The 22,689-nt window shown below is 45.1% G+C and carries 17 protein-coding genes and 3 pseudogenes; 9 read left to right on the top strand and 11 right to left on the bottom strand.

The features are described 5' to 3' along the window. Positions 1 to 167 precede the first annotated feature (167 nt). Positions 168 to 593 (top strand): Fur family transcriptional regulator, encoded by a 426-nt coding sequence (locus LEPTO7376_RS02995; protein WP_015132794.1) that lies wholly within the window; start codon positions 168 to 170, stop codon positions 591 to 593. 89 nt (positions 594 to 682) lie between these two features. Here LEPTO7376_RS02995 and LEPTO7376_RS03000 read toward each other — a convergent pair whose 3' ends face one another. The 3 genes from LEPTO7376_RS03000 to LEPTO7376_RS03010 form a co-directional block, all read right to left on the bottom strand. Beyond that, positions 683 to 1,576, bottom strand: a complete 894-nt coding sequence (locus LEPTO7376_RS03000; protein ID WP_041763128.1) for an alpha/beta fold hydrolase — start codon at positions 1,574 to 1,576, stop codon at positions 683 to 685. Positions 1,577 to 1,642: 66 nt separating this feature from the next. Further along, entirely contained in the window at positions 1,643 to 6,715 is a 5,073-nt protein-coding gene (locus LEPTO7376_RS03005) for a WD40 repeat domain-containing protein (protein WP_015132796.1), read from the bottom strand. A gap of 58 nt (positions 6,716 to 6,773) precedes the next feature. Beyond that, positions 6,774 to 8,126: a P-loop NTPase fold protein gene (locus LEPTO7376_RS03010; RefSeq protein ID WP_015132797.1), complete on the bottom strand. Its 1,353-nt coding sequence runs from the start codon at positions 8,124 to 8,126 to the stop codon at positions 6,774 to 6,776. 143 nt (positions 8,127 to 8,269) lie between these two features. On the opposite strand from LEPTO7376_RS03010, the gene LEPTO7376_RS03015 reads away from it, so the two are divergent. The 3 genes from LEPTO7376_RS03015 (at position 8,270) to thiD (ending at position 11,390) form a co-directional block, all read left to right on the top strand. After that, a complete protein-coding gene (locus LEPTO7376_RS03015; RefSeq protein WP_015132798.1) occupies positions 8,270 to 9,094 on the top strand; it encodes a cell division protein FtsQ/DivIB in 825 nt (274 codons plus the stop codon). Positions 9,095 to 9,323: 229 nt separating this feature from the next. Further along, positions 9,324 to 10,544, top strand: coding sequence for a cell division protein FtsZ (gene ftsZ / locus LEPTO7376_RS03020; RefSeq protein WP_015132799.1), 1,221 nt, complete (start codon positions 9,324 to 9,326; stop codon positions 10,542 to 10,544). 18 nt (positions 10,545 to 10,562) lie between these two features. Next, positions 10,563 to 11,390, top strand: a complete 828-nt coding sequence (gene thiD / locus LEPTO7376_RS03025; RefSeq protein WP_015132800.1) for a bifunctional hydroxymethylpyrimidine kinase/phosphomethylpyrimidine kinase — start codon at positions 10,563 to 10,565, stop codon at positions 11,388 to 11,390. A 35-nt stretch (positions 11,391 to 11,425) separates the two neighbouring features. Here thiD and LEPTO7376_RS03030 read toward each other — a convergent pair whose 3' ends face one another. From LEPTO7376_RS03030 to LEPTO7376_RS03040, 3 genes are all read right to left on the bottom strand, one after another. Beyond that, a complete protein-coding gene (locus LEPTO7376_RS03030; RefSeq protein ID WP_015132801.1) occupies positions 11,426 to 11,848 on the bottom strand; it encodes a hypothetical protein in 423 nt (140 codons plus the stop codon). A gap of 49 nt (positions 11,849 to 11,897) precedes the next feature. Beyond that, positions 11,898 to 13,253 (bottom strand): GTP-binding protein, encoded by a 1,356-nt coding sequence (locus LEPTO7376_RS03035; protein ID WP_015132802.1) that lies wholly within the window; start codon positions 13,251 to 13,253, stop codon positions 11,898 to 11,900. 330 nt (positions 13,254 to 13,583) lie between these two features. Beyond that, positions 13,584 to 13,928, bottom strand: a complete 345-nt coding sequence (locus tag LEPTO7376_RS03040; protein WP_015132803.1) for a hypothetical protein — start codon at positions 13,926 to 13,928, stop codon at positions 13,584 to 13,586. Positions 13,929 to 14,853: 925 nt separating this feature from the next. Here LEPTO7376_RS03040 and LEPTO7376_RS03045 point away from each other — a divergent pair. From LEPTO7376_RS03045 to LEPTO7376_RS28855, 3 genes are read left to right on the top strand one after another with little or no spacing between them, the layout of a single operon-like run. Next, positions 14,854 to 15,429 (top strand): hypothetical protein, encoded by a 576-nt coding sequence (locus tag LEPTO7376_RS03045; RefSeq protein WP_041763129.1) that lies wholly within the window; start codon positions 14,854 to 14,856, stop codon positions 15,427 to 15,429. Next, positions 15,398 to 15,832, top strand: a complete 435-nt coding sequence (locus LEPTO7376_RS03050; protein WP_071880670.1) for a tyrosine-type recombinase/integrase — start codon at positions 15,398 to 15,400, stop codon at positions 15,830 to 15,832. Before LEPTO7376_RS03045 ends, LEPTO7376_RS03050 begins: the two co-directional genes overlap by 32 nt. After that, positions 15,820 to 15,918, top strand: a complete 99-nt coding sequence (locus LEPTO7376_RS28855) for a hypothetical protein (protein WP_398339532.1) — start codon at positions 15,820 to 15,822, stop codon at positions 15,916 to 15,918. The genes LEPTO7376_RS03050 and LEPTO7376_RS28855 overlap by 13 nt, the downstream gene beginning before the upstream one ends. Positions 15,919 to 16,683: 765 nt before the next feature. On the opposite strand, the gene LEPTO7376_RS25530 is transcribed toward LEPTO7376_RS28855, so the two are convergent. After that, positions 16,684 to 17,408, bottom strand: a protein-coding gene (locus tag LEPTO7376_RS25530) for an IS1 family transposase (RefSeq protein WP_015132804.1) whose coding sequence is annotated in 2 segments (ribosomal slippage) — positions 16,684 to 17,081 and positions 17,081 to 17,408 — 726 coding nt in all. Because the reading frame shifts where the segments join, the coding sequence is not laid out codon by codon here. A gap of 132 nt (positions 17,409 to 17,540) precedes the next feature. On the opposite strand from LEPTO7376_RS25530, the gene LEPTO7376_RS03060 reads away from it, so the two are divergent. Further along, positions 17,541 to 17,747: a hypothetical protein gene (locus tag LEPTO7376_RS03060; protein WP_041763131.1), complete on the top strand. Its 207-nt coding sequence runs from the start codon at positions 17,541 to 17,543 to the stop codon at positions 17,745 to 17,747. Here the strand turns inward: LEPTO7376_RS03060 and LEPTO7376_RS03065 are convergent. From LEPTO7376_RS03065 to LEPTO7376_RS28860, 3 genes and pseudogenes are all read right to left on the bottom strand, one after another. Continuing rightward, positions 17,744 to 18,218: pseudogene (locus LEPTO7376_RS03065) on the bottom strand (IS630 family transposase); the annotation flags it as partial. The gene LEPTO7376_RS03060 and the pseudogene LEPTO7376_RS03065 sit on opposite strands and share 4 nt — an antisense overlap. 39 nt (positions 18,219 to 18,257) lie before the next feature. Continuing rightward, on the bottom strand, positions 18,258 to 19,115 hold the full coding sequence (locus LEPTO7376_RS03070) for an IS982 family transposase (protein ID WP_015132805.1): 858 nt from the start codon (positions 19,113 to 19,115) through the stop codon (positions 18,258 to 18,260). A 130-nt stretch (positions 19,116 to 19,245) separates the two neighbouring features. Next, positions 19,246 to 20,117: pseudogene (locus LEPTO7376_RS28860) on the bottom strand (IS630 family transposase). Positions 20,118 to 20,186: 69 nt separating this feature from the next. Between LEPTO7376_RS28860 and LEPTO7376_RS03085 the strand changes: the two are divergent. Further along, positions 20,187 to 20,746: pseudogene (locus LEPTO7376_RS03085) on the top strand (IS982 family transposase); the annotation flags it as partial. Positions 20,747 to 20,876: 130 nt separating this feature from the next. Here the strand turns inward: LEPTO7376_RS03085 and LEPTO7376_RS03090 are convergent. Beyond that, a complete protein-coding gene (locus LEPTO7376_RS03090) occupies positions 20,877 to 22,631 on the bottom strand; it encodes a hypothetical protein (protein WP_015132806.1) in 1,755 nt (584 codons plus the stop codon). Positions 22,632 to 22,689 lie beyond the last annotated feature (58 nt).

Here is a 22,689-nt window from a genome sequence, read left to right on the forward strand (position 1 = left end):
AAGCAAAGTGATCTGAATCACATATCCGCAAAGGCTGATGATTCTCAACAGAACCTCAAGAAACTTCACTCAACGTAATATCTATGTTGAATAATCTTGATTTCTGTATCGGAACTTCGTCACAATAGCGGCCAGTACTACCTTGGCTTAGCCATTGAGTCCATATCATGCTCAAATCTTCAAGCGCGAACGAAATCCGTGATGTCATGAAACATGAGGGGTTAAGAATTACTCCCCAGCGTTTTGCGGTGTACGCCAATTTGTTGCGTCGTGACGATCACCCTACGGTTGAGCAGATTTTAGAAGATGTCAACGCTGAGTTGCCTATCGCTTCGAAGGCCAGTGTTTATAGTGCTTTAACCATTTTGCGTGAAGTGAATTTAGTCCGTGAAGTCCTGCTTGATGAAGGGGTTACCCGTTACGATGCCAATGTGAATCCCCATCACCATTTCGTCTGTCGAGACTGTGGTGCCATTCATGATCTAGCGTGGCAAACGTTTAGTTGTTTTAATCTCGAAGAGCTTTCCGATGATTTACAGGCTGAAAGTTACGAGGTAACGGTTAAAGGTCTCTGCAAGACTTGCCAGGACTAAAGACTTTAAAAAAGAAAATTACAAAACCCACGCTTGAAAAATATTTTTCAAGCGTGGGTTTTATTTTGGTTGCGAATGATCTGAGCTGTCTAATTTGGTAGACGGGAAAGCCAATCAGAAATGAGTGAATTGACTAAAGTTGGATTTTCGTCGTGAGGGCAGTGCCCTGCTCCCGGAATGGGATGAAATTCGACACCTTCATTGGCTGCTGCTAGATCCTGATAAATTTGTGAACCTTTAATTGGTGTCCAAGGATCTTGATCACCCCAAAGGACAAGTAGGGGATGTTTGCGTTTGGGGAGAAGTTCAGTTGGGTTTTCTCCTGGTGGTGCTGTAATGACTGATGCAAAAACCTTTTGGGCTCCTTCATCGCAGGATGGTGCATAAAGCATTTCAACAAGCTCATCGGTTACTGCGCGGCGATCGCCATAAACCTGATAAAGAGTTCCTTTAATGCGAAATTTGCGGCGAATTTCATTGAAAATCAGTTTTCCGGTGAGTGGAGAACTCACCAGTTTTGCAAAAGCACTCATCACCAAACGTAACGGTAAAGCCAGTTCATCAGGGCGATGATTTAAACCCCCTGCACAATTAATCAAAACTCCACCTGCACAGAGATCTGGATAATTCGCCAACATTGCCAAACTTAATAAGCCACCGATGGAATTACCAACAAAAATAGTGGGTCGTTGAATTTTGTCTTGCCAGAAATCATGCAGCAGTTCTTGCCATAGTTCTAGGCTGTAATCCCAAGCTGGTTTTGCCGAGCCACCAAAGCCTAATAAATCAATCGCAAAAATTTGGTAGCCATGTTCGGCTAAGGCTGGAATATTGTGTTTCCAGTGACCAATAGATGCGCCAAAGCCGTGGATGAGAAGTAAGGGTTGGCCTTCCCCTTGAACGGTATAGCAGATTTTTTGGTCACGCCAACTCCAGTCGAGAGGCATCAGGGCTGTAGAAGCAACGGGAGTCTGGGTCATCAGCGAAACAGGCAGAGTAGAGATCGTCTAGTTAGTATAGCGTTCTCGATTTGGGGAAGTCTGTCTGTCTTATTGGCTATTTTCAGAGCGGTTTGATGACGCCGAATTGAATGGTTCTAGGGGGTCACAAAGCTGGCGATCGCCGTCCCGAACTTTGGGGTTATGGCGCAGATAAAACTGCAACCAATCACAGCTTTTTGCTAGGAGTCGGTCGAGATCTAGCTCCCAGATAATTGCGGTGTTGTCATTACTCGCTGTGGCGATCGCCCCACCATCTGGACTCCAATCCAAACCTGTAATGAGATCAGTATGACCATCTAAACTTTTGAGCAACGTATCGTCTAATGTCCAGAGTTGGAGCTGATTATTCCAAGTGCTCGTGGCGAGGAGCGGCACAATTGGACTAAACCGGAGGTTCGCAATACTGTCGCTGTGACCTTTGAGAGTAATGGGTTCATCAAACTGGGGATTGTTGTTTTGATAGCGCATCTGCTGGACTTGAATGATATTGTCATAGCCCGAAAACGCTAAATATTCGCCGCCTCCCGAAAAAGTGACATCGGTAACCCAACTACTGTGTGGTTCAAATTGTGACACAAGGAAAAAGCTATTATCAGCGCGCCGTTGCCACACTTTAACCGTGCGATCATCGCTGGCTGATGCTAGCAATTTGCTGTCGGGGCTGAAATTAATGCTGTTAACGCGATCTTCATGCTCTGCCAAGGTTTGAAGTAAGGTGCCATCCGCTGACCAAATATTTATGACCCCATCTAAATCTGAGGACGCAAACAAGCTACCGTCAGGACTATATTCCACGTCTAAAACTCGATTCTTGTGAGCTGTCAGAGTCTCTAGTGGTTGACCGTTGCGTGACCAGAGTCGAACGGTTTGATCATCACTACCGCTAATGATTTTTTCGCCATTGGGATGCCAAGCCACTGCATTAATCCAATCTGTGTGACCTTGTAACGTGTGGAGAAGTTTGCCGCTTTGGCGCTCCCAAAGTTTGATCGTTGTATCGAGGCTGGCGGTAGCGATATGGTTACCATCTTTGGCGAAGCGCAGGTCACGGATGGGCAACTCATGTCGGAGGGTAATGCGCCTATCTGGTACGGCTTCCCAGAGGCGCATGCTTTTATCCATGCTGGCGGAAATAACTTGTTTTGTATCTGGATGGAAAATAGCGGTGCGAATGTCATCGCGGTGGCCAGAAAAAGTATTGAGCAGATTGAAATTTTTGTCCCAAATTTTGACGAGATTATCGGCGCTGGCTGTCGCGAATTGACTGCCATCTTGGTTAAAGCTCACAAAGAAAATAGGCTCGGTGTGAGCTGCTAATAAATTCAGGCTCTCCGCAGTAAATAATTCTTGGCGATCGCCCCGCTGCCAGAAATTGAGATTGCCGTTGGTGTCGCTGCCAATTAGAGTGTTGCCGTCTGGACTAAAGGTTGCAAATAAAAGTTGGGTGGCGTCAATACTTTCGATGCGGAGAGTTTGGCGGACATTTCCGTCTTGATCCCAGAGAGTGATTTGATTGTTGTCATCAAGGGTGAGAATTTCGGTGTTGTCAGGACTAAAGTTTATCCAATAGATCACGCGGTCACTAACTAACCTTTTAATCAGTGAGCCATCCACATTGTAGAGTGCCGCTCCAGACCCACCGGCGATCGCCAAGCGTTGACCATCATTGCTGAGATTAATGGCTGTCAGTGTCTCCAGATCTACATCTAAAGTGCGTAACTCCTTGCCAGAGATCGACCATTCTTTGACTGTGTTGTCCCAGCTACTCGAAAAGATCGATTGACTATCTGGCGCAAATACCACCCTTGTGACTCGCTCCTCATGGCCAATCATTGTTTGGAGAAGTTCGCCCTCCATATTCCACAGGCGCACCGTATTATCGAGTCCTGCTGAGGCAAGATATTGACCATCAGGGGAGAGATTAATGTCAAATACCGAATCGCTATGACCCTCAAAACGATTATTTTCCTGTAGCCCAAAATATGATTGTTCGAGGGTGCTTAACACTTTCAGTTTGGTTGCTGGGGCGATCGCCTCAGGATTGGAATTAAGGAGAGCGCGTAGCCTAACTGTTGCCCGTAAACTTTCGAGTAACGCTTCAAATTGCTGATCGCTATAAAACAATGCTTCTGAGGCATTGCTGAGGGCCATTAGTTCGGCATTTTGGGTAACTTGCCACTGACGATACCGCTGACGATTGGCTCGTTGCGCTAAAAATACCATCGATGCAACCACTGCGAGGAGAGCTCCAATTGTTGCTATAGACTGCCCCCAATGGCGACGAATACGACTAATTTCTCGATCCTGCGAGGCGAGACGCTCAGCTAGTTCCTGCGATTGCACATTACTCTGGCGATTGCGGATGGGCTGAACCAAATAGTCATGGACGAGCTGGTAGGTATCCTGAACGCCATAACGATGGCGAATGACTAATCCTGTCCCCACAAAAATATGCAAAATCAGATCGGCGATCGCCCGGCAACTTGGAATACTCCCTTTTTGACTACGACAAAGCCGAATAAATTCATCGTAGGTAACCTCTGGACGAGTTTGGCGAGGGCTGGTGAGATGATACAAAAACTGCCAGGCGAGATGATGATGTTCTGAGCCACATTGATCGACGATTTGAGACAAAAATTTTTCGAGAACCGTCTGTTTTGGATCCCGCCCTAGCTCCAAATACCGACCTAGGGTGGTGATATTATCCTGCTGGAGCTGGAAGCCAATGACCTGTAATTCAATCGGACGAACTGTACCCAAATCATCACTGAGATCTCCAATTAAGCGATCAACAAAAGCTGCTTCCAAAGGGCGAGGTGCCCGCTCTGACAAAAATGTCAGTAAATTGTGGGCGGCTTCTGCCTCAAGATTGCCGAGGCGATAACGAATATTACGATCGAGTAAATTGTCGTTAACAATGCCCAAGTGACCTGCCGTTTCCCATTCCAGTAGATAGGCCAAATGGTCTTCCCGCAGCGACAAAATTATTTTGATAAAAGGCAATTGCAGACATTGCGTTAAAAAGCGAAAAAAGTCTCGTCGTTCAGTCGGTGTCGGGTATTGTTCGAGGAATTGCTCAAACTGATCAAAAATTAAAACAGTTAAAAGGTTATTGTTGCCGTTTTCCTGGAGGAGCGTAATCGGTTCAGAGTCAGTACCAGGACTGGGATGATGGATAAACTGTAGCCGTTCGGTGGCGATCGCCTTAGCGAGTTGCCTGTGCCATTGCCCATACTTTTTCAGCATGATTGGCAAGGTTTCCCGGGCATTAATCAGTTGCCCTCGTAAATTTGGGACTAGCCCCGCTTGCAATAGCGATGTTTTACCTACCCCCGAAAAGCCGTGCAGAATAGTGAGTTTATGTTCGTCTCGACTTAACCGTTCAAGTAATCGTTTGACATCATCTTGGCGGCGGGATGCGAGCAAAATATTTTTGGTATTTTGGCGAAGTTCTGATGTTGTCGTTGCTAATGGGGTTGGTAACGCTGCTGCCCCAAAAAAGACTTGCCAGCCCCATTGCTGCTCACATTGCTGGAGCTCTCGCTGGAGATCAAAAGCCTGCTCATAATGTCCCATTTCTCGGTGGAGATGTCGGAGCAGTTGCAAGATATCGCGATACAGCCGCAGATACCAGCCTGACCAGGTTTGGCGTTGGGCTTGGCCGAGGTGTCGCAGGATCAGATCATGGGCAGATTCGAGATAAACGATCGCTGCTTGAGACCCGACTAAATGTTGTTGAGCCTGGGCAATGACGAGGTAGTACCAAGGCAAATCATATTCAGAAGTGTCTTCGTCGCAACGCTCGTAGGTTTCGATGGCGCTCTGGGCTAACATCTGAGCTTTTTCCCATTGCTGATTGGCGATCGCCACTTCTGCGAGCACGCCATAATTCCGCGTGAGCAACATCTGAGAACAATACATGTCTAGATTTTTGGTGGTAGACCAACCCAAATCTTCGAGGGCTTGCCAACTTTCGAGCTGCCTTAGCATCAATCCCAATGCTGTGGTGAGATGTGCGACCCATGGCCAATTTTTAAGACGTTTCCAGAGAGCTAAACCTGCCCTTAGATAAGCTTCGCCTTGTTGCCAATTTTGAACGCCGTCGTATTGTTCCTGAGCCCATTCGTCATAGAGCAAGCTCAGATGAAAACATAACATCGCTAATTTTGGGAGGCGATCGCCAGATAAACCTTCCGCTTTTGTTAGAAAATCTCCTTGCAAAAACTCAGGCGTAATCTCTGTATCTGGAGCTAGACTGCCATAAATTTTGAGACAGTCTAAATAATGTTGGTGTGCGGCAGTAAGATCATGTGATCCATAAGCATCTCGACCCTGAATAAATGCCCAAAATCCCTCACTACATTGGGCGATCGCCACCTCTTGCTGCTGTAACTCAGCCCTTGCCAGCTCTAACTCTAAACGTCGTCGTCCATCGGCTGCCAAATCAAGATCTTTATTGCTAACAAACTGTAATCCTCCCGCTTGTTCCAATTGCCGAAAACAGTCTGCTTCAAACTGATGCAAAAGTTTTTGTAAATGTTCGACATCCCAATTGAATTGGATTGAAGTGACTGCCCAACTTTTGACATCTGGCGCTAGTCGAAATAACTTGCGAGCCCCACGCTCTGTTAACCACAGCACTAGTGGGCAAGGCAACAGATAACTCAGTTGATCTCGCACTTGATTTAGTAATGCGAGGCTGAGTGCCAACCGTCCTACTTGCTCAAGACCAGAAACCATTACACCAGCGGCACAATCTCGCTGTACTCCCAGCTTCTCTAAATGCTCAAAGACTGAACTTAAAATACTTTCGAGGTTTGTGGAAGCCGCTGTCAGACGGAGGTAGATAACACCCCGATGCTTTTTACCTGAGACAAGTTGCTCAAATTCGATATTGCCAAAATATTCAAATTGAAATTCTTGTTCCTGCTGCTGCCAAAGTTTATTGAGTTGGTGGGAAGCACATAATTTTTTCTGAACTTCGGCAGTTAACGCATGGTAGTTACAGCGTACAAGCAAGAGGGAAAATTCCTGGGGCGCAAAAAAAAGTGACCGCTCTAATACAGACTGCGATCGCCGATTTTGTGCATTGATGAGATCGAAATGATCGGCGCGAACCATAGCACTGCCCTGAAACTACCTAACGTCAATCGACGAAAAAAATGGGAAACAATCTACTTTAGCCGAGGCTTTGGAGCATTTGTTTAAATCGGTTGGTTTCTGCCAAGGCTGGATTAATCCCAAACCAACGACCTTGCTGGTCTTGATATTCATAGACAAAGAGGCTCCGGAGCAAAATCTGATATTCCTGTTCTCCCCGAATTGTTTGCTGCTGCATCACCTGAGCAAGCATTTTCCACTCATGATCTTCAACTGCCAATAGAATATCGTCGCGATAGCCCTTGATCACCATTTCAATACAGTCGCGAGTAAATGGTGGATCGGTCTGTTGGAGGCAGTTATACAAGAGCCCTAGGAGAGTCCGCACATGACCACCACTGATTAGACACAGACGATTCAGAGTGATACTGCTGTCAAACAATTTCGGGATGCACTCAATGCGTTGACGCGGAGATAGCTTGGGGAAAGCTCTGGCTAAAACCAACTGTTGCAGCAAAATCAAACCTTTTGAATCGAGGCTGCGATCACGTTTTTGGATTGGTACCATCGGCAGCATTCTTGGAGCAACGCCACCACCTAATCGATTTTTTAGGGCTTGATATTCATTGGAAAAAATGAGGGCTAGCGGAATTGTATAAATCACATGGCAATTTAAACGCCGGAGTTGTTGACCACGGTCAATAAATAAATACTCAGGAAGGGAGCGATCGCGAGTCGCTTGGCGAGAGGAAATACGATCAAGATTATCGATGATCACAACCAATCCTTTTTTGCCCCGTTGCTTGAGCGCTAGATTTGCCTGTCCTAAAAGCTCTTCATTAATTGATCGCAAAATACCTTCGGTGCGCGGCTCTAGAGACTGACGAATTTGTTGTCGTAATCGTGGACTTTCTTTTGTGCGAGCAGTGATCTTTGCGAGACCGAGAGATAGTTCTGCTTTTGCGTCGAGCTGGACTGGTGTTTGTAAAAAATCTTTGATTTCCTCAAAAAGCTGCTGGAAATAGCTGGGTTTGAGGGAAATATCAATACCTTCGAGATGTTCGCTGACTGAACGTGCCACAGCCAATAAAATGTCGCTAATGCTGACGTCTTCCATATCGAGATCGCGACTGGACTCGAAATAGATTACCTCAAAGTTTTCTTGCTCTAAGAGGGCTTTAAGTCGCAATAATTCTGTCGATTTTCCGCAGCCGATATGGCCAGTGAAAAGTTGGCAGGTGGGTTCCTCCGGAGAAAGACGGGTAATCGTCCGGGCTAAGGCTTCGATAATTTTGCCGCCCCGCACCGCCGCAAAGTCAATGTAATACTGGCGATCGCCCGGATTAGCAAGATTAAGCGTTTTACTGGGATTACAAGCCCGGAAAAATTCCTGTAGCTGCAATGCCATCGGATCAGAAGGTGAAAACGCCATAAACTTTCAATTCAAGCTTTAAATTCAGGTTGGCCGTTGCTATTGGGGTATTACAAGAAGTTGCCATTCGCTTCCTTAGTATACTGTTCGATTAAGATGAGACATATTTCTTGCTCGAATAGCCTAGAATCTAGGACGCGCCAATGCCTGACACAGTTTCCGTAATTCGCGATGATCTCCGCAAACGTCGCAAACAAAAGCAACGGCAACGCTCAATTCGTTGGGTTCAAGGACTATGGCGATCCTTTGCACTGATTGGCATTGCGTCTGGGGCAGTATGGCTAACGACTCGTCCAGAATGGGTTTTATATAGCAGTGAACAGATTGAAATTGAAGGCAATACCTCTTTGTCTGTCAGCACTGTGCGGGAGCTGATCCCTTTGGATTATCCCCAATCTCTCCTTTCCTTAAAGCCCCAACGCCTTGAACAGGAAATCGAAACAGAAGGGCCGATTGCAGAGGCGATCGTTACCCGCCATTTACTGCCCCCCAGTCTTTCTGTCCAAGTGCAAGAACGATTACCTGTGGCGCGATCAGTTGCACCGATCTCTCCCCAAACTAAAGGGAACGCTTCACAACAGGGTTATCTTGATGAGCAAGGGAACTGGCTACCGGAGACAGCCTATCGCGAAGTAACCGATGAAATAACCCTGCCAACTCTTGAAGTAATAGGAATTCGGGCCATTCAGATTGAGCAATGGGAGCAAAGCTATCCAGTGTTGCAGCGATCGCCCGTCAAAATTTTTAGTGTTGATTGGCAAGACTCAAATAATCTAAAGCTCAATACCGCCAATGGCCAGTTTCATCTTGGTAGCGATCTTGCCCAACTCGAAGAACAACTCGTGGCGATCGCCAAACTTGCGACCTTGGACGAAAAGATTATTCCGAATAATATTGATTACGTAGATTTATCAGATCCGAACCAACCTATTATTAAAGCCCGCATTGCCTCTAAGGAAGCCCCTTAAAGTGAAAAAATAATGTTATCCCTCGTACAAAAGAAGGATTTTTTTCCCGCCAATGGTGATTCCCTTTACAATGGCACTAGAATTTAGCTCAAACCCAATTGAGTAAAGATCCGAAACTTCTTCATAAAAAGAAGGATCGTTTCATACCTAAACCCATCGCACATTTTCTTTTGTGACCGTGAGCCAAAACCACCCTTTTCAACCCAACGCCGTTTCCTACGATGCGAACATGAGTAACCTGACGACAGCCGCAGACAACAACAAGTCAGAATTTCAGATCACACCCAGCAGTGTTGCTCAGATTAAGGTGATTGGTGTTGGCGGTGGCGGCGGTAACGCAGTTAACCGGATGCTCGAAAGTGGCGTTTCTGGGATTGATTTTTGGTCAATTAATACTGATGCTCAAGCATTAACTAACGCCCTCGCTCCAAATCGTTTACAGATTGGGCAAAAAATCACCCGTGGTCTCGGAGCTGGTGGTAACCCTGCCATTGGTCAAAAAGCAGCTGAAGAATCCCGTGATGAAATCGCCCAAGCTTTAGAAGGTGCTGATTTAGTCTTCATTACCGCTGGTATGGGTGGTGGTACAGGTACTGGAGCCGCACCTGTTGTGGCAGAGATCGCTAAAGACTTAGGTTGTCTGACTGTGGGCGTAGTGACCCGTCCGTTTAAGTTTGAAGGTCGTCGTCGAACAAATCAGGCAGAAGAAGGTATTACTGCTCTTCAAAGTCGTGTTGATACATTACTTGTCATTCCCAACAATCAATTGCTGAATGTTATCGCGCCAGAAACGCCGATGCAGGAAGCCTTTCGGATTGCTGACGATATCCTCAGACAGGGTGTCCAAGGTATTTCAGACATCATTACTATCCCTGGTCTAGTGAACGTTGACTTCGCTGATGTTCGTGCGGTAATGGCTGATGCCGGTTCTGCGCTAATGGGTATTGGCGTGGGTTCTGGGAAGTCTCGCGCAAGGGAAGCGGCGATCGCCGCTATTTCTTCGCCGTTAATGGAGTCTTCTGTTGAAGGAGCGAAAGGTGTTGTCCTGAATATTACAGGTGGCCATGATTTAACCTTGCATGAAGTAAATGCTGCTGCTGAAGCCATTTATGAAGTGGTTGATCCCAATGCCAATATTATTTTTGGTGCGGTGATCGATGAGCAACTACAGGGTGAAATTCGCATTACTGTAATTGCCACTGGTTTTGTTGCTGATGCTCCGCAAGAAGAAACCTCTGTCCCATCACCATTGCGCCGTGGTTTTCCACCAATGCCTCAGAAATCTGCGCGGCCAACTGAGCAGCCACCCACCCAGCAGCAACCTCCTAATAATCCGCGACCTTTGCGTTCTGAGCCTAAGCAACCGCAGCAACAGCCTCCACAGCGCCCGAATTCTACTGGTTTAGATATCCCTGAATTCTTACAACGTCGTCGTTCTCCTCGCCGTTAAGTTTTTGGTTGTTACGCCATGACTTTGAAGCCTAATATTGCGCTTACGATTGCCGGTTCTGATAGTGGTGGTGGTGCTGGGATTCAGGCAGATTTACGGACGTTTGCGTTCCATAAGGTGCATGGTACTAGTGCGATTACTTGTGTCACAGCTCAGAATACCGTTGGGGTGACGGACGTTGTCGCGATTAATCCCGCGCAAGTTGTCGCTCAGGTTGATGCCGTGGTGAGTGATATTGGCGTGCAAGCAGTTAAAACGGGCATGCTTCTCAATGAATGTATTATTGTGGCGATCGCTGCGCAAGCTGAGGCAGGAAAGTTGCCCAATTTAGTCGTTGATCCGGTGATGGTGTCGCGTACTGGAGTGGAATTGATTGATGATGCAGCGATCGCCTGCCTACGTAAAAAATTAGTTCCCCAAGCGAAAATTTTGACCCCCAACCGCTATGAAGCCCAGATCTTAAGCGGCATGATGATTAACACTCTGGCAGATATGGAAGTCGCTGCCCAAAAGATTTTGACCTTGGGTTGTGAGGCTGTGCTAGTGAAAGGAGGTGCGATGGTCGGCGAAAATCAAGGCGTTGATGTTTGGTTTGATGGCGATCGCCTCGAAGTGCTCCGTACTCAAACAGTTGATACGCCCCATACCCACGGCACTGGCTGTACTCTATCCGCAGCCATTACAGCTCAGTTAGCCCTCGGAAAAGAGCCATTAGAGGCCGTAAAGCTTGCGAAAAAATATGTCACCGAAGCCTTGCGCTTTAGCCTCGCAATTGGGAAAGGTACAGGGCCAGTCGGTCATTTTTATCCCTTGCTCGCCTACGAGAGTTTCACGTCTTTTCCTTGATTGTCACATTGCAAAAAAGGAACCTCGGCTGAAATTTAGTTAGTTGTAGGGATTTGCTGCGTATCCATATTGGGTTCTGCTGCTGCGTCTTCAGATTCTTCCTTAAAGACTTCTTCAGCGAGGAACATCCGAAAACATTGATCATCCTTTGCCATATTGCTTACCAGTGATTGCGCCATAGGGAAAAGATAGGGATCATCGAGGAGTTCTTGGGGAGGACGAGAAAATTTAGGGGCTAATTCTAAAAGTAGCAGTGCTGATTCGCTGCCATATTCAGCAATCAATTTGCCAGCCATTTTTTCATAGCCATCATCGCCAAAAAACTCGCCTGTTTCGAGATAGTCGGCGCACATTTCCCCCGCGAGAAATTCTCCCATTTGCTCTGGGGTAGGGGATTGGGCGAAGGCTGAGAAAGGGGCGATCGCCGTGAAGGTTAGGGCAAGCAATAATTTTTTCATAGTGCTGGATTATTAAAGATCTGCTCTCACTGTAGCTTTAGAGTTTGGGTTACGGCGTCAGGGAAATTTCGGACTGGAGGCGATAAAGGAGGGTGCGGTGATCGCATTGTTTGAGAATTTCGCGGATGGTGGTGCTCGCACCGAGATTGCCCCAGCTACATCCTTGTTGAAGGTAGGTTTTGGTGACTTTCCCGATGATGTAACAGCCGTAAGCCGCGATGCCGCCCTGGGCTAGAGCCGCTGTGCCATAAACGCCGATAACACTGGGATTTAGGGTGATGGCTCCAAGTCCTGCTGTTCTCCCTAAACCGACGAAAAAACCGCTACCCAGTTCCATTGCAAATAAAATGCCTGCGCTCATAAGGATATTGCGCCATAGTTTTGTGGCTTCATGGCTGGTCATCGGCAATCCGTAGAGGCGAGCTAAGGCACGGATTAAGGCGAGGTCGGTAAAGGTTCCGGCAAATACATCGATGACACCGATGGGATTAAGGGCGATCGCCGTGGCTTTGTATTTGGCGTAGGTCCAGATTAAATCTTCCGCTTCCTGTTGACGGTGATCAAGGGTTTTATCAGCGATGGTTTGCTGGAGATGACGCGCTTGCACGAGAGCGTGAATCGCCATTAAAGATTTGCCTTCTTGACTCAAAATCTGAAAAATCTTTTCGCGGAGTGGGTCAATCTGGGCATCGGGAGTCTCCCAAGTTTCCTCGATGCTGCCATCGGGATGTTCGATGCGGAGGGCGATCGCCTGGGGTTCGGCAGCAACCATCACAATTTCGTCAGTGGTGAGCGGAAGAGTGGTGTCATTTGTTTCTCGTCCGAGCTGCTGCAATTGCTGAAAAATGGCTTGGCGATCGCAGTCAGGATAGAGGTCAATCTTATTAAAGACAACTAGGATTGGTTTTTGCTGTTGACGGAGTTCGTGGAGCGCTTCGTATTCAGTGCGAGTGATGTCCCCAGCCACAATAAACAAAATCAAATCGGACTCAGCAGCGACATCCGCGGCCATTTTACTCCGCATTTCCCCCTCAATTTCATCCAATCCTGGTGTGTCAATCAGATCAATTTTGAGCTTATCCGTTGGTAAATCCCAGCGAATGGTCCGAGGATATTGCGTGACGCCATGCAAAGGACCAGTCTCTAAAATCTTGTTACCAAGCAGGGCATTAATAACTGCCGATTTACCACGGCTCACCAATCCAAATGTTGAAATGCGCAGGAGTTGGCTATCGAGTTTGGCGATCGCCTGTTGTAGCTTGTGGAGTTCTGGATGAACGGCGGCTTTCAGCTCTGGATCCGGTGGATAGTGCCAATGGCGGCGCGTGTTGCCATACCAAGCCAATGCCTGCTGGAGACTCGCTCGGGCCAGACTAAAATGTCGCTCTTGTTGTTGACTATCCATAAAGATGCAGTTTTTGCCGATGCCTCAACTGCCTTTTATTGTGCCTGATTACCGAGTATGTCAATGAAACCGTTTCAAAAGAGATGATTACGATATTGGCTCTCGGTGTCAACCTTGAACTCAATGGCTTGTAAGTTTTTCTATTTATGTAGCCCTATGTGTGGGAGTAAGCATATTCCCAATTATCAGTGCCATAGCATAGGTTAAGTGCTTAAGTATTTTGTTAACTCAAAAGGTCTAAGTTGTAGGCAGGTAGCTTCGTTTTAGAGAATATTTTCTCTTGTTTTGAGTAGCGATAATTCAGAGCTATCAAAGGATGTCGGCAAACATTTAGAGCAAGTATGAGAGATTTGTCGGATATTGTGTTTGGATACAACGTAAAATTTTTCGGATGTCTTGAAATATCAGAGTTGCGGCTTTCAGATTATTATCTTGAGCCTCACTATCTAGCTGTAGACACAACTTCTGGATTTCTTCTATACAACAACATTCAGCAATCCCACGTAGTTGGCAGGAATAGGCAAGTAGCTCTTCCATCTCTTCTCTGTCTAGACTTGTTTGAAGACAATGAGAATAAATCGGCATTCTTTTAATAAATGTGTCAACGATATCTTGCTGAAAAGTCTCATCTTTCGGATGGCGCTTTTTTAATTCTTGAAAATCTATAAAGTCCATCGATTTTACCTCACTACATTTTTTGATATAAAGATATTTGGTAGAAGGAAGAATCTGCTCTTATTGTGTAACATTTCTAGTTGTCTTAGAAACATTAACATGTCAGCCTTGCCCTGAAATATGCTTGACAAAAGCATCTATAGTTTTGTTGAAAATTCGTAAAAAATGATTGAACTAAGATAATTGATGCTCTGTGAGTTTACCTATCTAATAGAAATAGATCATTCAGGAAAAATTACATGTAGCAAAAAATACTTATTTCTCACTTCTTTGTTAACTCTTTAAATGATAGAGATTCACCTTTGAAAGAGAAAGAATTAAGGCTATTTATGATGACAATATAATGTTTTTTTATCGTAAATAGCAAGAAGATCTGCTCGTGTCAACTTGAATCAGAGATTTTAGATAATGTCTGAAAAGTCTAGGGCTGTGTTTTTTCCGCTAATAGCCCCTTTGCATATCATTTCCCTTTACTTTTAAATGCTCTAACCCTATGCGCATTAATAAAACGTCTCACCGAATTCTTAGAAAGATGATTACGCTTAAAGTAATTACAGTAATCACCTAAACACTCGAACGCTTTACCATCCTCAGGAATGTCTTTACGTCTCCTTTTGTGAGTGATTTTGCCATTGATTACTCACTTTCTAATCCTGTACTGCTGTGAAATCTCGGTAAGTTGACCCTGCTCAAACCAATTAGCTTTAGTCGGGATAACATGGATACGTCTTAATCAGCATTCGCTTCATCGATGAATGGCTTGTGAGTGACTATGTTTTTCTTTTAATGAGCTTGTTAAGCGGTATGGAGAATAGGGGATTCGAACCCCTGACCTCTGCAGTGCGATAACTTAAAGATATCTGAAAGCCTTTGGTTAAGTAGTTAACGCCTTAACAACTTACTTCTAGAAATAGAATTCTGATAGATGGCGAATCAACTAGTTAGTGTCAGCAAGGACAAAGAAAAACTCAGATTACGGTATCGATACAAAGGAAAAGTTACATTTCTTTATTTGGGATTGACAAATACTCCCCCAAACGCGGCGAAAGCTGAGCAATGCAGATATCACTTAGAGCAAGATTTACTTCATAACAGATATGAGCACCACCACCGGGAAAGCTACAGACCTGAATTCAATCAAGTAAACGAATTCTTTGCACTTCCGCTTGATGCTCAATTTGAAGAATGGCTAGATACCCTCACCAAAAACAATGACCATCACAAAGCAGTGCTCGAGATGCTGCAACGTGATAAGCCTCGCTCATTAGCCAATATCGATATGAGTCGCTATGCGCCAAAGACTTACAACACCAGACTGTCTTATTTGCGCTCTTTCCAACAGTGGCTGATTGATGAAGGGGTACTAGATAAACCTATCCTCAAACTTGAACCCAAAAAGACCAAGAAAACACTGTCAGGGCAACGCAAGCCACTGAACAATCTTGAGATAGAGTCAATCCTTTGTTGGTTTGCCGAAAACTCTGACCAGTATTACGAGTAACTTCCTTGCTTATACTGGATGTCGCCCCGGCGAAGCTATGGGACTGAAGCGTAAGCATCTAGACTTCAACAAAAGAACAATCACCATCGAAGAATCTCTTAGTAAGGTTGATGCGTTTACGGCTAAACGAGTACAGAAAAGTACAAAAACAGGCTCAGTAACAATTCTCCCAATGGGTAAGACATACGAGACATTGAGTCAGTTCAAGGACTATGAATCTAATCAACTGTTATTTGTGAATTCAGAAGGCAACCATATCAATGATGCGAACTTCAGGAACCGCCACTGGAATAGATGCCTGAGGGAATTACACATAGAAAAACGAGTTCTGTACGTATTGATCACAGTTTTGCCTCACGAGCTATTGAGCAAGGTATACCAATTACTCAGATTGCTTACATGATGGGGCACTCAGACCTATCGATGGTTACCAAAACCTATGGTCATCTGATGAATAAGCCCACTGATTTACCTGACCTGCTTAATTAGACCTCAGCCTTTACAGTGACTACGTTTCGGAGTACTCCAGGTAGCTAATTGCCCTGCGCGAATCTAATCTTAAAATGAAAAATTCCCAATTCTTTGCCCTCGTTGTGTCGGTTTTTCTAGGGACAGCACTTAGAGCTGTGGCTTTAGAGTGTCTGCGAACAAATCAAGCACTCATCAGGGATGCGCTAATTGAATTAGTTCAGGAAATCGGATGCCCTATCTCACTGACGCTAACTAACTAAGGTTAGGTAAACGGTGAACGTACCTCCCCCAACCTTGCAAAGACCTGAAATTGATATCAATGGAGCAATGTCAAGCTTGCGAAGCACCGTAGGCTTGAGCTTTACTTTGTGAGATTGATAACGATGATGGGTTAAAAGGTTGGGAAGCGGATAGGCCCTCACCTAACTTGCTGCAATATTTTACGCTCACTCAGCAACCCAGAAAGGTCAAGCCGCAAGCGGTTCTACGAAACCTTTACTGAACGCTTCATTTACTCCATTAATATCTTGCCAAGTTAGGGAGTAGGAACGTTCCCAATTATCAGCACAGGTTAAGTGCTTAAGTATTTTGTTAAGTCAAGCCACCTAGGTACTGGAGGGCATAGCGCATCTACCCCGTATTTCATTTGCACTACTTCAACCTACATATCTTGAGTACGTGACCAAATAAGCCTTTAAATCAGTCTGTAAGTACTGCTTTTAGTGATAGGTGCAGTGAGTTAAACGAATTCACGTTGTTTCAGACTGAATAATATTGAGAGTTTCAAGAGAGTAATGTTAAACGCCAATTGCGCAGTAGCTCAATACTTCCATTCACTCTAAATTTCGCAAACAGTGCCATGCTCAAGTCCACCATGTGTTTTGATTTAGAGACGACCTTCGTCCTGCGATGAAACCGAGCAAACCAATGGCGATTGTCTGAGTTGTTTCTCTCAATTGCTATTGTCTCTTTCTTGCTAATGACATGAAAAGCATCTGGGTGATTCTCTAATAGCTGTTGATAGGGTTTCCAATTATCGGTGCAATAGACAGTGATTTGCCATTGCGATAACCGCTCTAGTAAATGACCTAAAGTTCGACTATCACGACTTCCCAATTCCCAGTCAATGAGTCGCCCAGTATTACGGTCATATGCTTTCCAGACCCAAAGTTTGTTTTTTTCTCTTGGATAAAATGCCATAGCTCATCTAGCTCCACCACGACAGCAGACTCAGGAGTGGGCTTTTCATAATTGGCTTCACCGAAATCTCTTACCCAATTGAGCACTGATTGAGCTGATACACCGAGAATCTTGGCTGTCGCATTCATGGACATACCACTCATATACATCAATACAGCTTCTAATTTCATCCAGAGAGGCTTGCCCCGCTCTTTAGAAAAGCTTGTAAATTGATAATTGCACTGCTTACACTTAAATCGTTGACGATTTTTAGCGAATCCACTTTTGATGATGTCTTGAGCATTACATTGGGGACAGTGAATTGTCATAGCGAGACTTCCAAGGAAACGACTCACTCCATTTTGCTATAGCATTACCTACTTGAAACTCTCAAGAAAAGAACAGCATTTGAGGACGCTAGACAACAGATCACGTCACTTCCACGCCCCGTCCAAAATTGGATGCTGTGGTTGAACGTCGTTTTCCTAGCTGGTTTGTTGTTCATTTCCAATCATGGTGCTGTCCGCTGGGCGATCGCCGCATACTTGGTCTGTTTTCCAGTCGCGGTCCCTTTTTATCTCTACACCAGAGATATCGCGATGTCGGGTGTGCCTCACATTTTGTTTTGGACTCCGCTCTTGAGCTATAGCAGTGGTCAAAAGAGTTAAGACGTAGCAGAACGAAGAGTCATATCCATCGCATCTCTGAGAGATGGGCAGTGTTTGAGTTGCTTTCGAATGCGGCTTTTCAACCAAGACCAGCACCGCTCAATCTTGTTCAAATCTGGTGAATAAGGAGGTAGATACCATAGCTCACACTTCGCCTGTGCCAGAATGTCTGCGATTCTTCCCCCCTTATGAAAAGTAGCATTATCCAAAATTAAGACCTGATGAGGTTTTAATTCTGGCAGTAAACAAGTCTCTGGCCACAGTTCAAACACATTACGGTTACAGGAGCCTTCTACTGTAAAGGGAGCAAACAGTTTGCCTTGACTCCATGCCGCAATCATATTGACTCTGCCGCGACGATTTCCGGACTTGAGGTCGTAGAGCCGTTCACCTTCGGGACTATAGCCATAATCGTAGTTTCCATCTCGCTCATCCAATTCCCGACTCATCGCAATAAATAATTTGTTCTGGTCTTAAGTTAACGTGAGTTCTGGATAAGGAATGATAGGTCTAATCAAGCTGTAAAGAAGGTTTTTTGGGTTGATGGCAGTAAGCAATCAGCCCACACAGCAAGTTCACACAAAAGTTTGTGGGACTGCGATGTCGGGAATGTTCAATCTGTGAGATGTTCTTCAGTTGGTCAATAACTGTCTCAATCAAAGCCCGCTTACGAGCAAAAAGTTTATTTTGATAAACCATCAAATGATGCTTCATATTTCGACGAGGTTTAGCCATTAGGGTCACCTCATGTTCCTCTTGAAGATGCTGGGCTAAAGATTGTGAGACATAGCCTTTATCGGCAAAGACTTTACCCCATAAGTCTTGCCATAACTCCACTATAGGTTGGCGGTCATCGGTATTTCCGGGCGTCACTTGGACGTTGAGTAATTCTCCTCGCTCATTGATGACCAGGTGTAGTTTGAAGCCGAAGAACCATCCCACCGAAGTCTTGCCCCTTGCCGCGCAACCTTCAAAAACACGGTGTTGAGAGATACGGCGATTATGGCAAACCTTGATGCTGGTGGCATCAATGAAGCTAATACCAGTGTATTGTCCGAAGCATCGTCGCAGATATGTACAGAGAGGAATCAAGCTCGAAAGTATCCATGTCACAAAGCGTTGATAGCTCACAGCTAGAGGAAACTCTTGTTGCCAATCGCATTTCACCTTGATGAGATAGAAATGCTTGAAATTTCGATAGTGAGATTGATGGAAAGCAATGAGAATAGTCATCACCTCACTCAGACTGAGGCTTCTCTGACGGCGACGGTATTTTTTGCCAGAGCTGAGTAACGCTTGATGCCATAAGGGTTCAAAGACTTGGCAGAAATCATCAACATGGCAAAACAGAGCCTCTAGACTGGACATGGGAGAAAGCCGTGGATTCGTTACAACTTCCACGATATGGGCTTTCTCCTTTTCTTTCCTTATCCAGAGCTCACGTTACCAACGTTTTGTGGAGTGGATGCCTTCGACGTTATAGCAGAGAAGGAGAAGGTTAGGACATAGAACAGAAGGCTATTCTGATGGCATCGAACAAATCCTCAGTCTTCTTGATGAGCTTACTTACCTCCTTCTTTAACCTCCCCCAAAACTTCTCTATCTTGTTCAGGTGTGGTGAGTAGGGTGGCAAAAATATCACTTCACATCCTGCCTTCGCCACCAATGTTTGTATTCTTTCCTTTGGATGAACACTGGCATTATCCAGAATAATAATTTGACCCGGAATCAACTCTGGCACTAAGCAATCCTCTACCCATTGGCAAACTAAGGCGCTGTTGGCATAGCCCTCAAATACCATCGGTGCTATCTGCTCTCCCTCTCGCCATCCTCCAATCACGCTAACTCGTTCTGTACGATGACCTAACTTCTCTGCGATAAACCTCTCTGACTTATGGCAGTAGCCATACCCATAATCTAAGGTATTATCAAATCCACTTTCATCGATATATACGAGTCGTTCTTGGCCATACTGCTTCAGTTGTGCCACAAATGCTTTTTCTAATTCTTTATCTCTCTCTTGATATCGATAGGTCTTTTTTTTCGAGTAAATTCAATTTTCCGTAGAGCTTCACGTCTGGATGCATCACTAATAGACTCTGGCCATTTCTCCGCCATTTCCTTCTGGGTTAGATGCCCATATTTCTCTGCAAAAGCACGAAAAGCATCTAGATCATTAATCTTCGGTTGAGGGCCTCGACGGTAATCTGTCTTCGGAGCGACTGAACCGATTTTCTCTCGTCGTTTCAGCCACAGGTCTAGCGTATTTCGGCTAATACCAAAGAAGCGACAGATATCACTTTTTCGTTCACCTTTATCGAAGGCGGCAACAGCTTTTAGGCGTAAATCAAGACTATGGGGAGCAGGCATGGCATCTATGTTTATTGCTTCTATCCTATTCTGTCTTAACCCACTCCTTGCCTGCTATAGTACCTCTCTCTCTGTGTCTACCTACAGCACTGTTATGGTCAATGCATAGGTATCAGCTTCATTGATGCCACCAGTATCAAAGTTTGTCACAATCGCCGCATCTCTCAACATCGCGTTTTTGAAGGTCATGCCGCTCGAGGTAAAACCTCTGTGGGTTGGTTCTTTGGCTTCAAACTACATCTGGTTATCAATGACTGTGGCGAATTACTCAATGTGAAAGTCACACCCGGCAACACCGATGATAGAAAACCGGTAGTGGAGCTTTTGAAAGGGTTATACGGCAAAGTCTTTGCTGATCAAGGTTACGTCTCTCAACCTCTGGCACAGTATTTACAAGAAGAATATGATGTGAGGCTTCTAGCTAAGCCTCGTCGCAATATGAAGAATCACCGGATGCTTTGGCGTGACAAAGTGCTGGCTCGTAAGCGAGCTTTGATTGAAACAGTCATTGACCAACTGAAGAATATTTCACAGATTGGACATTCCCGCCATCGCAGTCCAGCTAATTTCTGTGTGGTCTCATTGCCTATTGTCATCAGCCCAAGAAACCCTCTCTTCAGCTTGATTAGAACCTTGATTCCTTATCCCGAACTCACGTTGTGTTATGGTAAATGTCCTTCGCAGGCATTGGTATTATAGATATTAAACTTCATCATTGTTGTCGATCATATTCAATACTAGCTTTCCTCAATCATCTGACTAGACCAATAAAGATAATAGGGAGTCTTTTGAGAGATTATTTGGGGAAAGATCAATTTCGGCTTGGTCTTTCGGGACTGCGGGCAAGACATCCGATAACTTTAAAGCTGTTCGAGCTTGCTGGATAAAATAAGCCCGAGTGGTTTGCGATCGCCAAGTTTCCCCAGCGACACGACAATTGCCCATACCTTGATCGATTAAATAAAACTCTGTCGCAGTTTCGGTGGGAATAATCATGCCCACCACCATCTGTTTTTGAATGATTTTTGAGTCTGCTTCGAACTGTACTTTTGCCGGGTCAATAACGTAATCAAGCTCAATATCAGAGCCATAACCACACAGAATTTTGTAGGGCTGATTGAGTTCACCTGAATACAAATTCACAGTTAAAAGAAAAGGTTCATCGACTTTTTGGGCATATATCCATTCCGTTGCTCCGGTCGGCGCTGAGGTGACATCGCCCGAAAACATTATTTCGTTGTTTTCATTGCGCCACTTCGCATTCCAGCCAATAGACTCCCCGGCGGCGATCGCCTTTAGATCGAGATCGACAAATTCCCCTTTCCAGTAAATCCCAAACAACGAAAATTCTTCAGTGTTTGGCAGCAAAAATCGCGACCCTTTCGGCACTGCACCCGCAAACTGTTTTTCACTGGTGGGCAGCGCATAATCCACCGTCTCGGGATAGTAGACTGCGACATCTTTAATGCGGGTTTTCAACTCTGCGAACAAGATCTCTTCAGTTGCTTTGTTATCTGACCGCACCTTATCTTTTCGCACCCAGCCTTTGCCATTACGAATTCGATAAAATCTGGCATCCGTTTCTTTATAAACTCGCAGCGCATTAATTGCCTTAATCAGTTGAAAAGGATTGGCTCGTTTAGCTGCTTTGGCGATCGCCTCTTCTGTGAAATTGGAAGCTGTCACCTCTCCTAAAACATTGGTTGGGAGTGGTCGATGATATTTTTTGCTCAGTTTCGCAATACGATTGATGATCGCTCGATTACTATCACTCGCAGATTTAAAGGCGAGCCATAGGGGTTTGCGACGATTAAATCCTTGGGCTAAAAGTTTAAATTGGTCAGGAGTGAACTGAGGTAACTTGTACCCAGAATCTTGAATAGCTTCATTGCTCTCCTTATTTTTGATGACCAAAGTGGATTTCGTAGCTTTGTAAAAGAGATAGCGAAATAGACTTTCCTCAGTTTTGGGAAGAATGCCAGATTTATCCGCAAAGATTACTGCGGCTTCCTTGTTGCGAATGACTTCTTCGCCCGTAAATTGATATTGCAGTTCTTCTAGAAGCTCAAAAATATCGGCGATCGTCTCTTGTTTGAGCGCGACTCCAGAGGCCAATAAACCTAAAGCTTTTTCGACTAAGTCTTCTGCGGGCAAACCCTGAAGGACTCGAATTGGCATTTTCGAGTTTGGTAAATCCAGCGCTTCAACGGGCAAATAAACCCATTCCGTTGGTGGTTTTATTCCCAGCGATCGCCAACCGTAGGTCGTTAGATAATGAGCAAATTGTTGGGCGGCAAGTTTAATGATCGAAGTATCTCGAACCGTTTTCCATGACTTATGAAATGCTGCATTTAGCTGAGTGCCATTCAGGGTTTTTGCGTTGAGATAAGCTTTGATTTCGGGAATGGCATAGGCCGCATTGGGCGCAACAAAAACCAGATATTCTTCCAGAAACACATAATCTGTTTCTTCCCGAGCAGGAACACAATCAAATAAGCGTAACGCAGCAGTCATCGTGATTCGTGGGTAAAAAGAACTGGCGGAGGGTAGAGATTAAGAGTCTATGAAAGGA

It is taken from the genome of [Leptolyngbya] sp. PCC 7376 (assembly GCF_000316605.1).
In the GTDB taxonomy this organism is placed as follows: Bacteria; Cyanobacteriota; Cyanobacteriia; order Cyanobacteriales; family MRBY01; genus MRBY01.

Bases quoted from the DNA above. Each gene is read 5' to 3' on its own strand.
- LEPTO7376_RS03090 (WP_015132806.1), bottom strand. From the start codon at position 22,631: ATGACTGCTGCGTTACGCTTATTTGATTGTGTTCCTGCTCGGGAAGAA.
- ftsZ (WP_015132799.1), top strand. From the start codon at position 9,324: ATGAGTAACCTGACGACAGCCGCAGACAACAACAAGTCAGAATTTCAG.
- LEPTO7376_RS03035 (WP_015132802.1), bottom strand. From the start codon at position 13,253: ATGGATAGTCAACAACAAGAGCGACATTTTAGTCTGGCCCGAGCGAGT.
- LEPTO7376_RS03060 (WP_041763131.1), top strand. From the start codon at position 17,541: ATGCTGTGGTTGAACGTCGTTTTCCTAGCTGGTTTGTTGTTCATTTCC.
- LEPTO7376_RS03030 (WP_015132801.1), bottom strand. From the start codon at position 11,848: ATGAAAAAATTATTGCTTGCCCTAACCTTCACGGCGATCGCCCCTTTC.
- thiD (WP_015132800.1), top strand. From the start codon at position 10,563: ATGACTTTGAAGCCTAATATTGCGCTTACGATTGCCGGTTCTGATAGT.
- LEPTO7376_RS03070 (WP_015132805.1), bottom strand. From the start codon at position 19,115: ATGTCCAGTCTAGAGGCTCTGTTTTGCCATGTTGATGATTTCTGCCAA.
- LEPTO7376_RS03040 (WP_015132803.1), bottom strand. From the start codon at position 13,928: ATGGACTTTATAGATTTTCAAGAATTAAAAAAGCGCCATCCGAAAGAT.
- LEPTO7376_RS03010 (WP_015132797.1), bottom strand. From the start codon at position 8,126: ATGGCGTTTTCACCTTCTGATCCGATGGCATTGCAGCTACAGGAATTT.
- LEPTO7376_RS02995 (WP_015132794.1), top strand. From the start codon at position 168: ATGCTCAAATCTTCAAGCGCGAACGAAATCCGTGATGTCATGAAACAT.
- LEPTO7376_RS03015 (WP_015132798.1), top strand. From the start codon at position 8,270: ATGCCTGACACAGTTTCCGTAATTCGCGATGATCTCCGCAAACGTCGC.
- LEPTO7376_RS03005 (WP_015132796.1), bottom strand. From the start codon at position 6,715: ATGGTTCGCGCCGATCATTTCGATCTCATCAATGCACAAAATCGGCGA.
- LEPTO7376_RS03045 (WP_041763129.1), top strand. From the start codon at position 14,854: ATGGCGAATCAACTAGTTAGTGTCAGCAAGGACAAAGAAAAACTCAGA.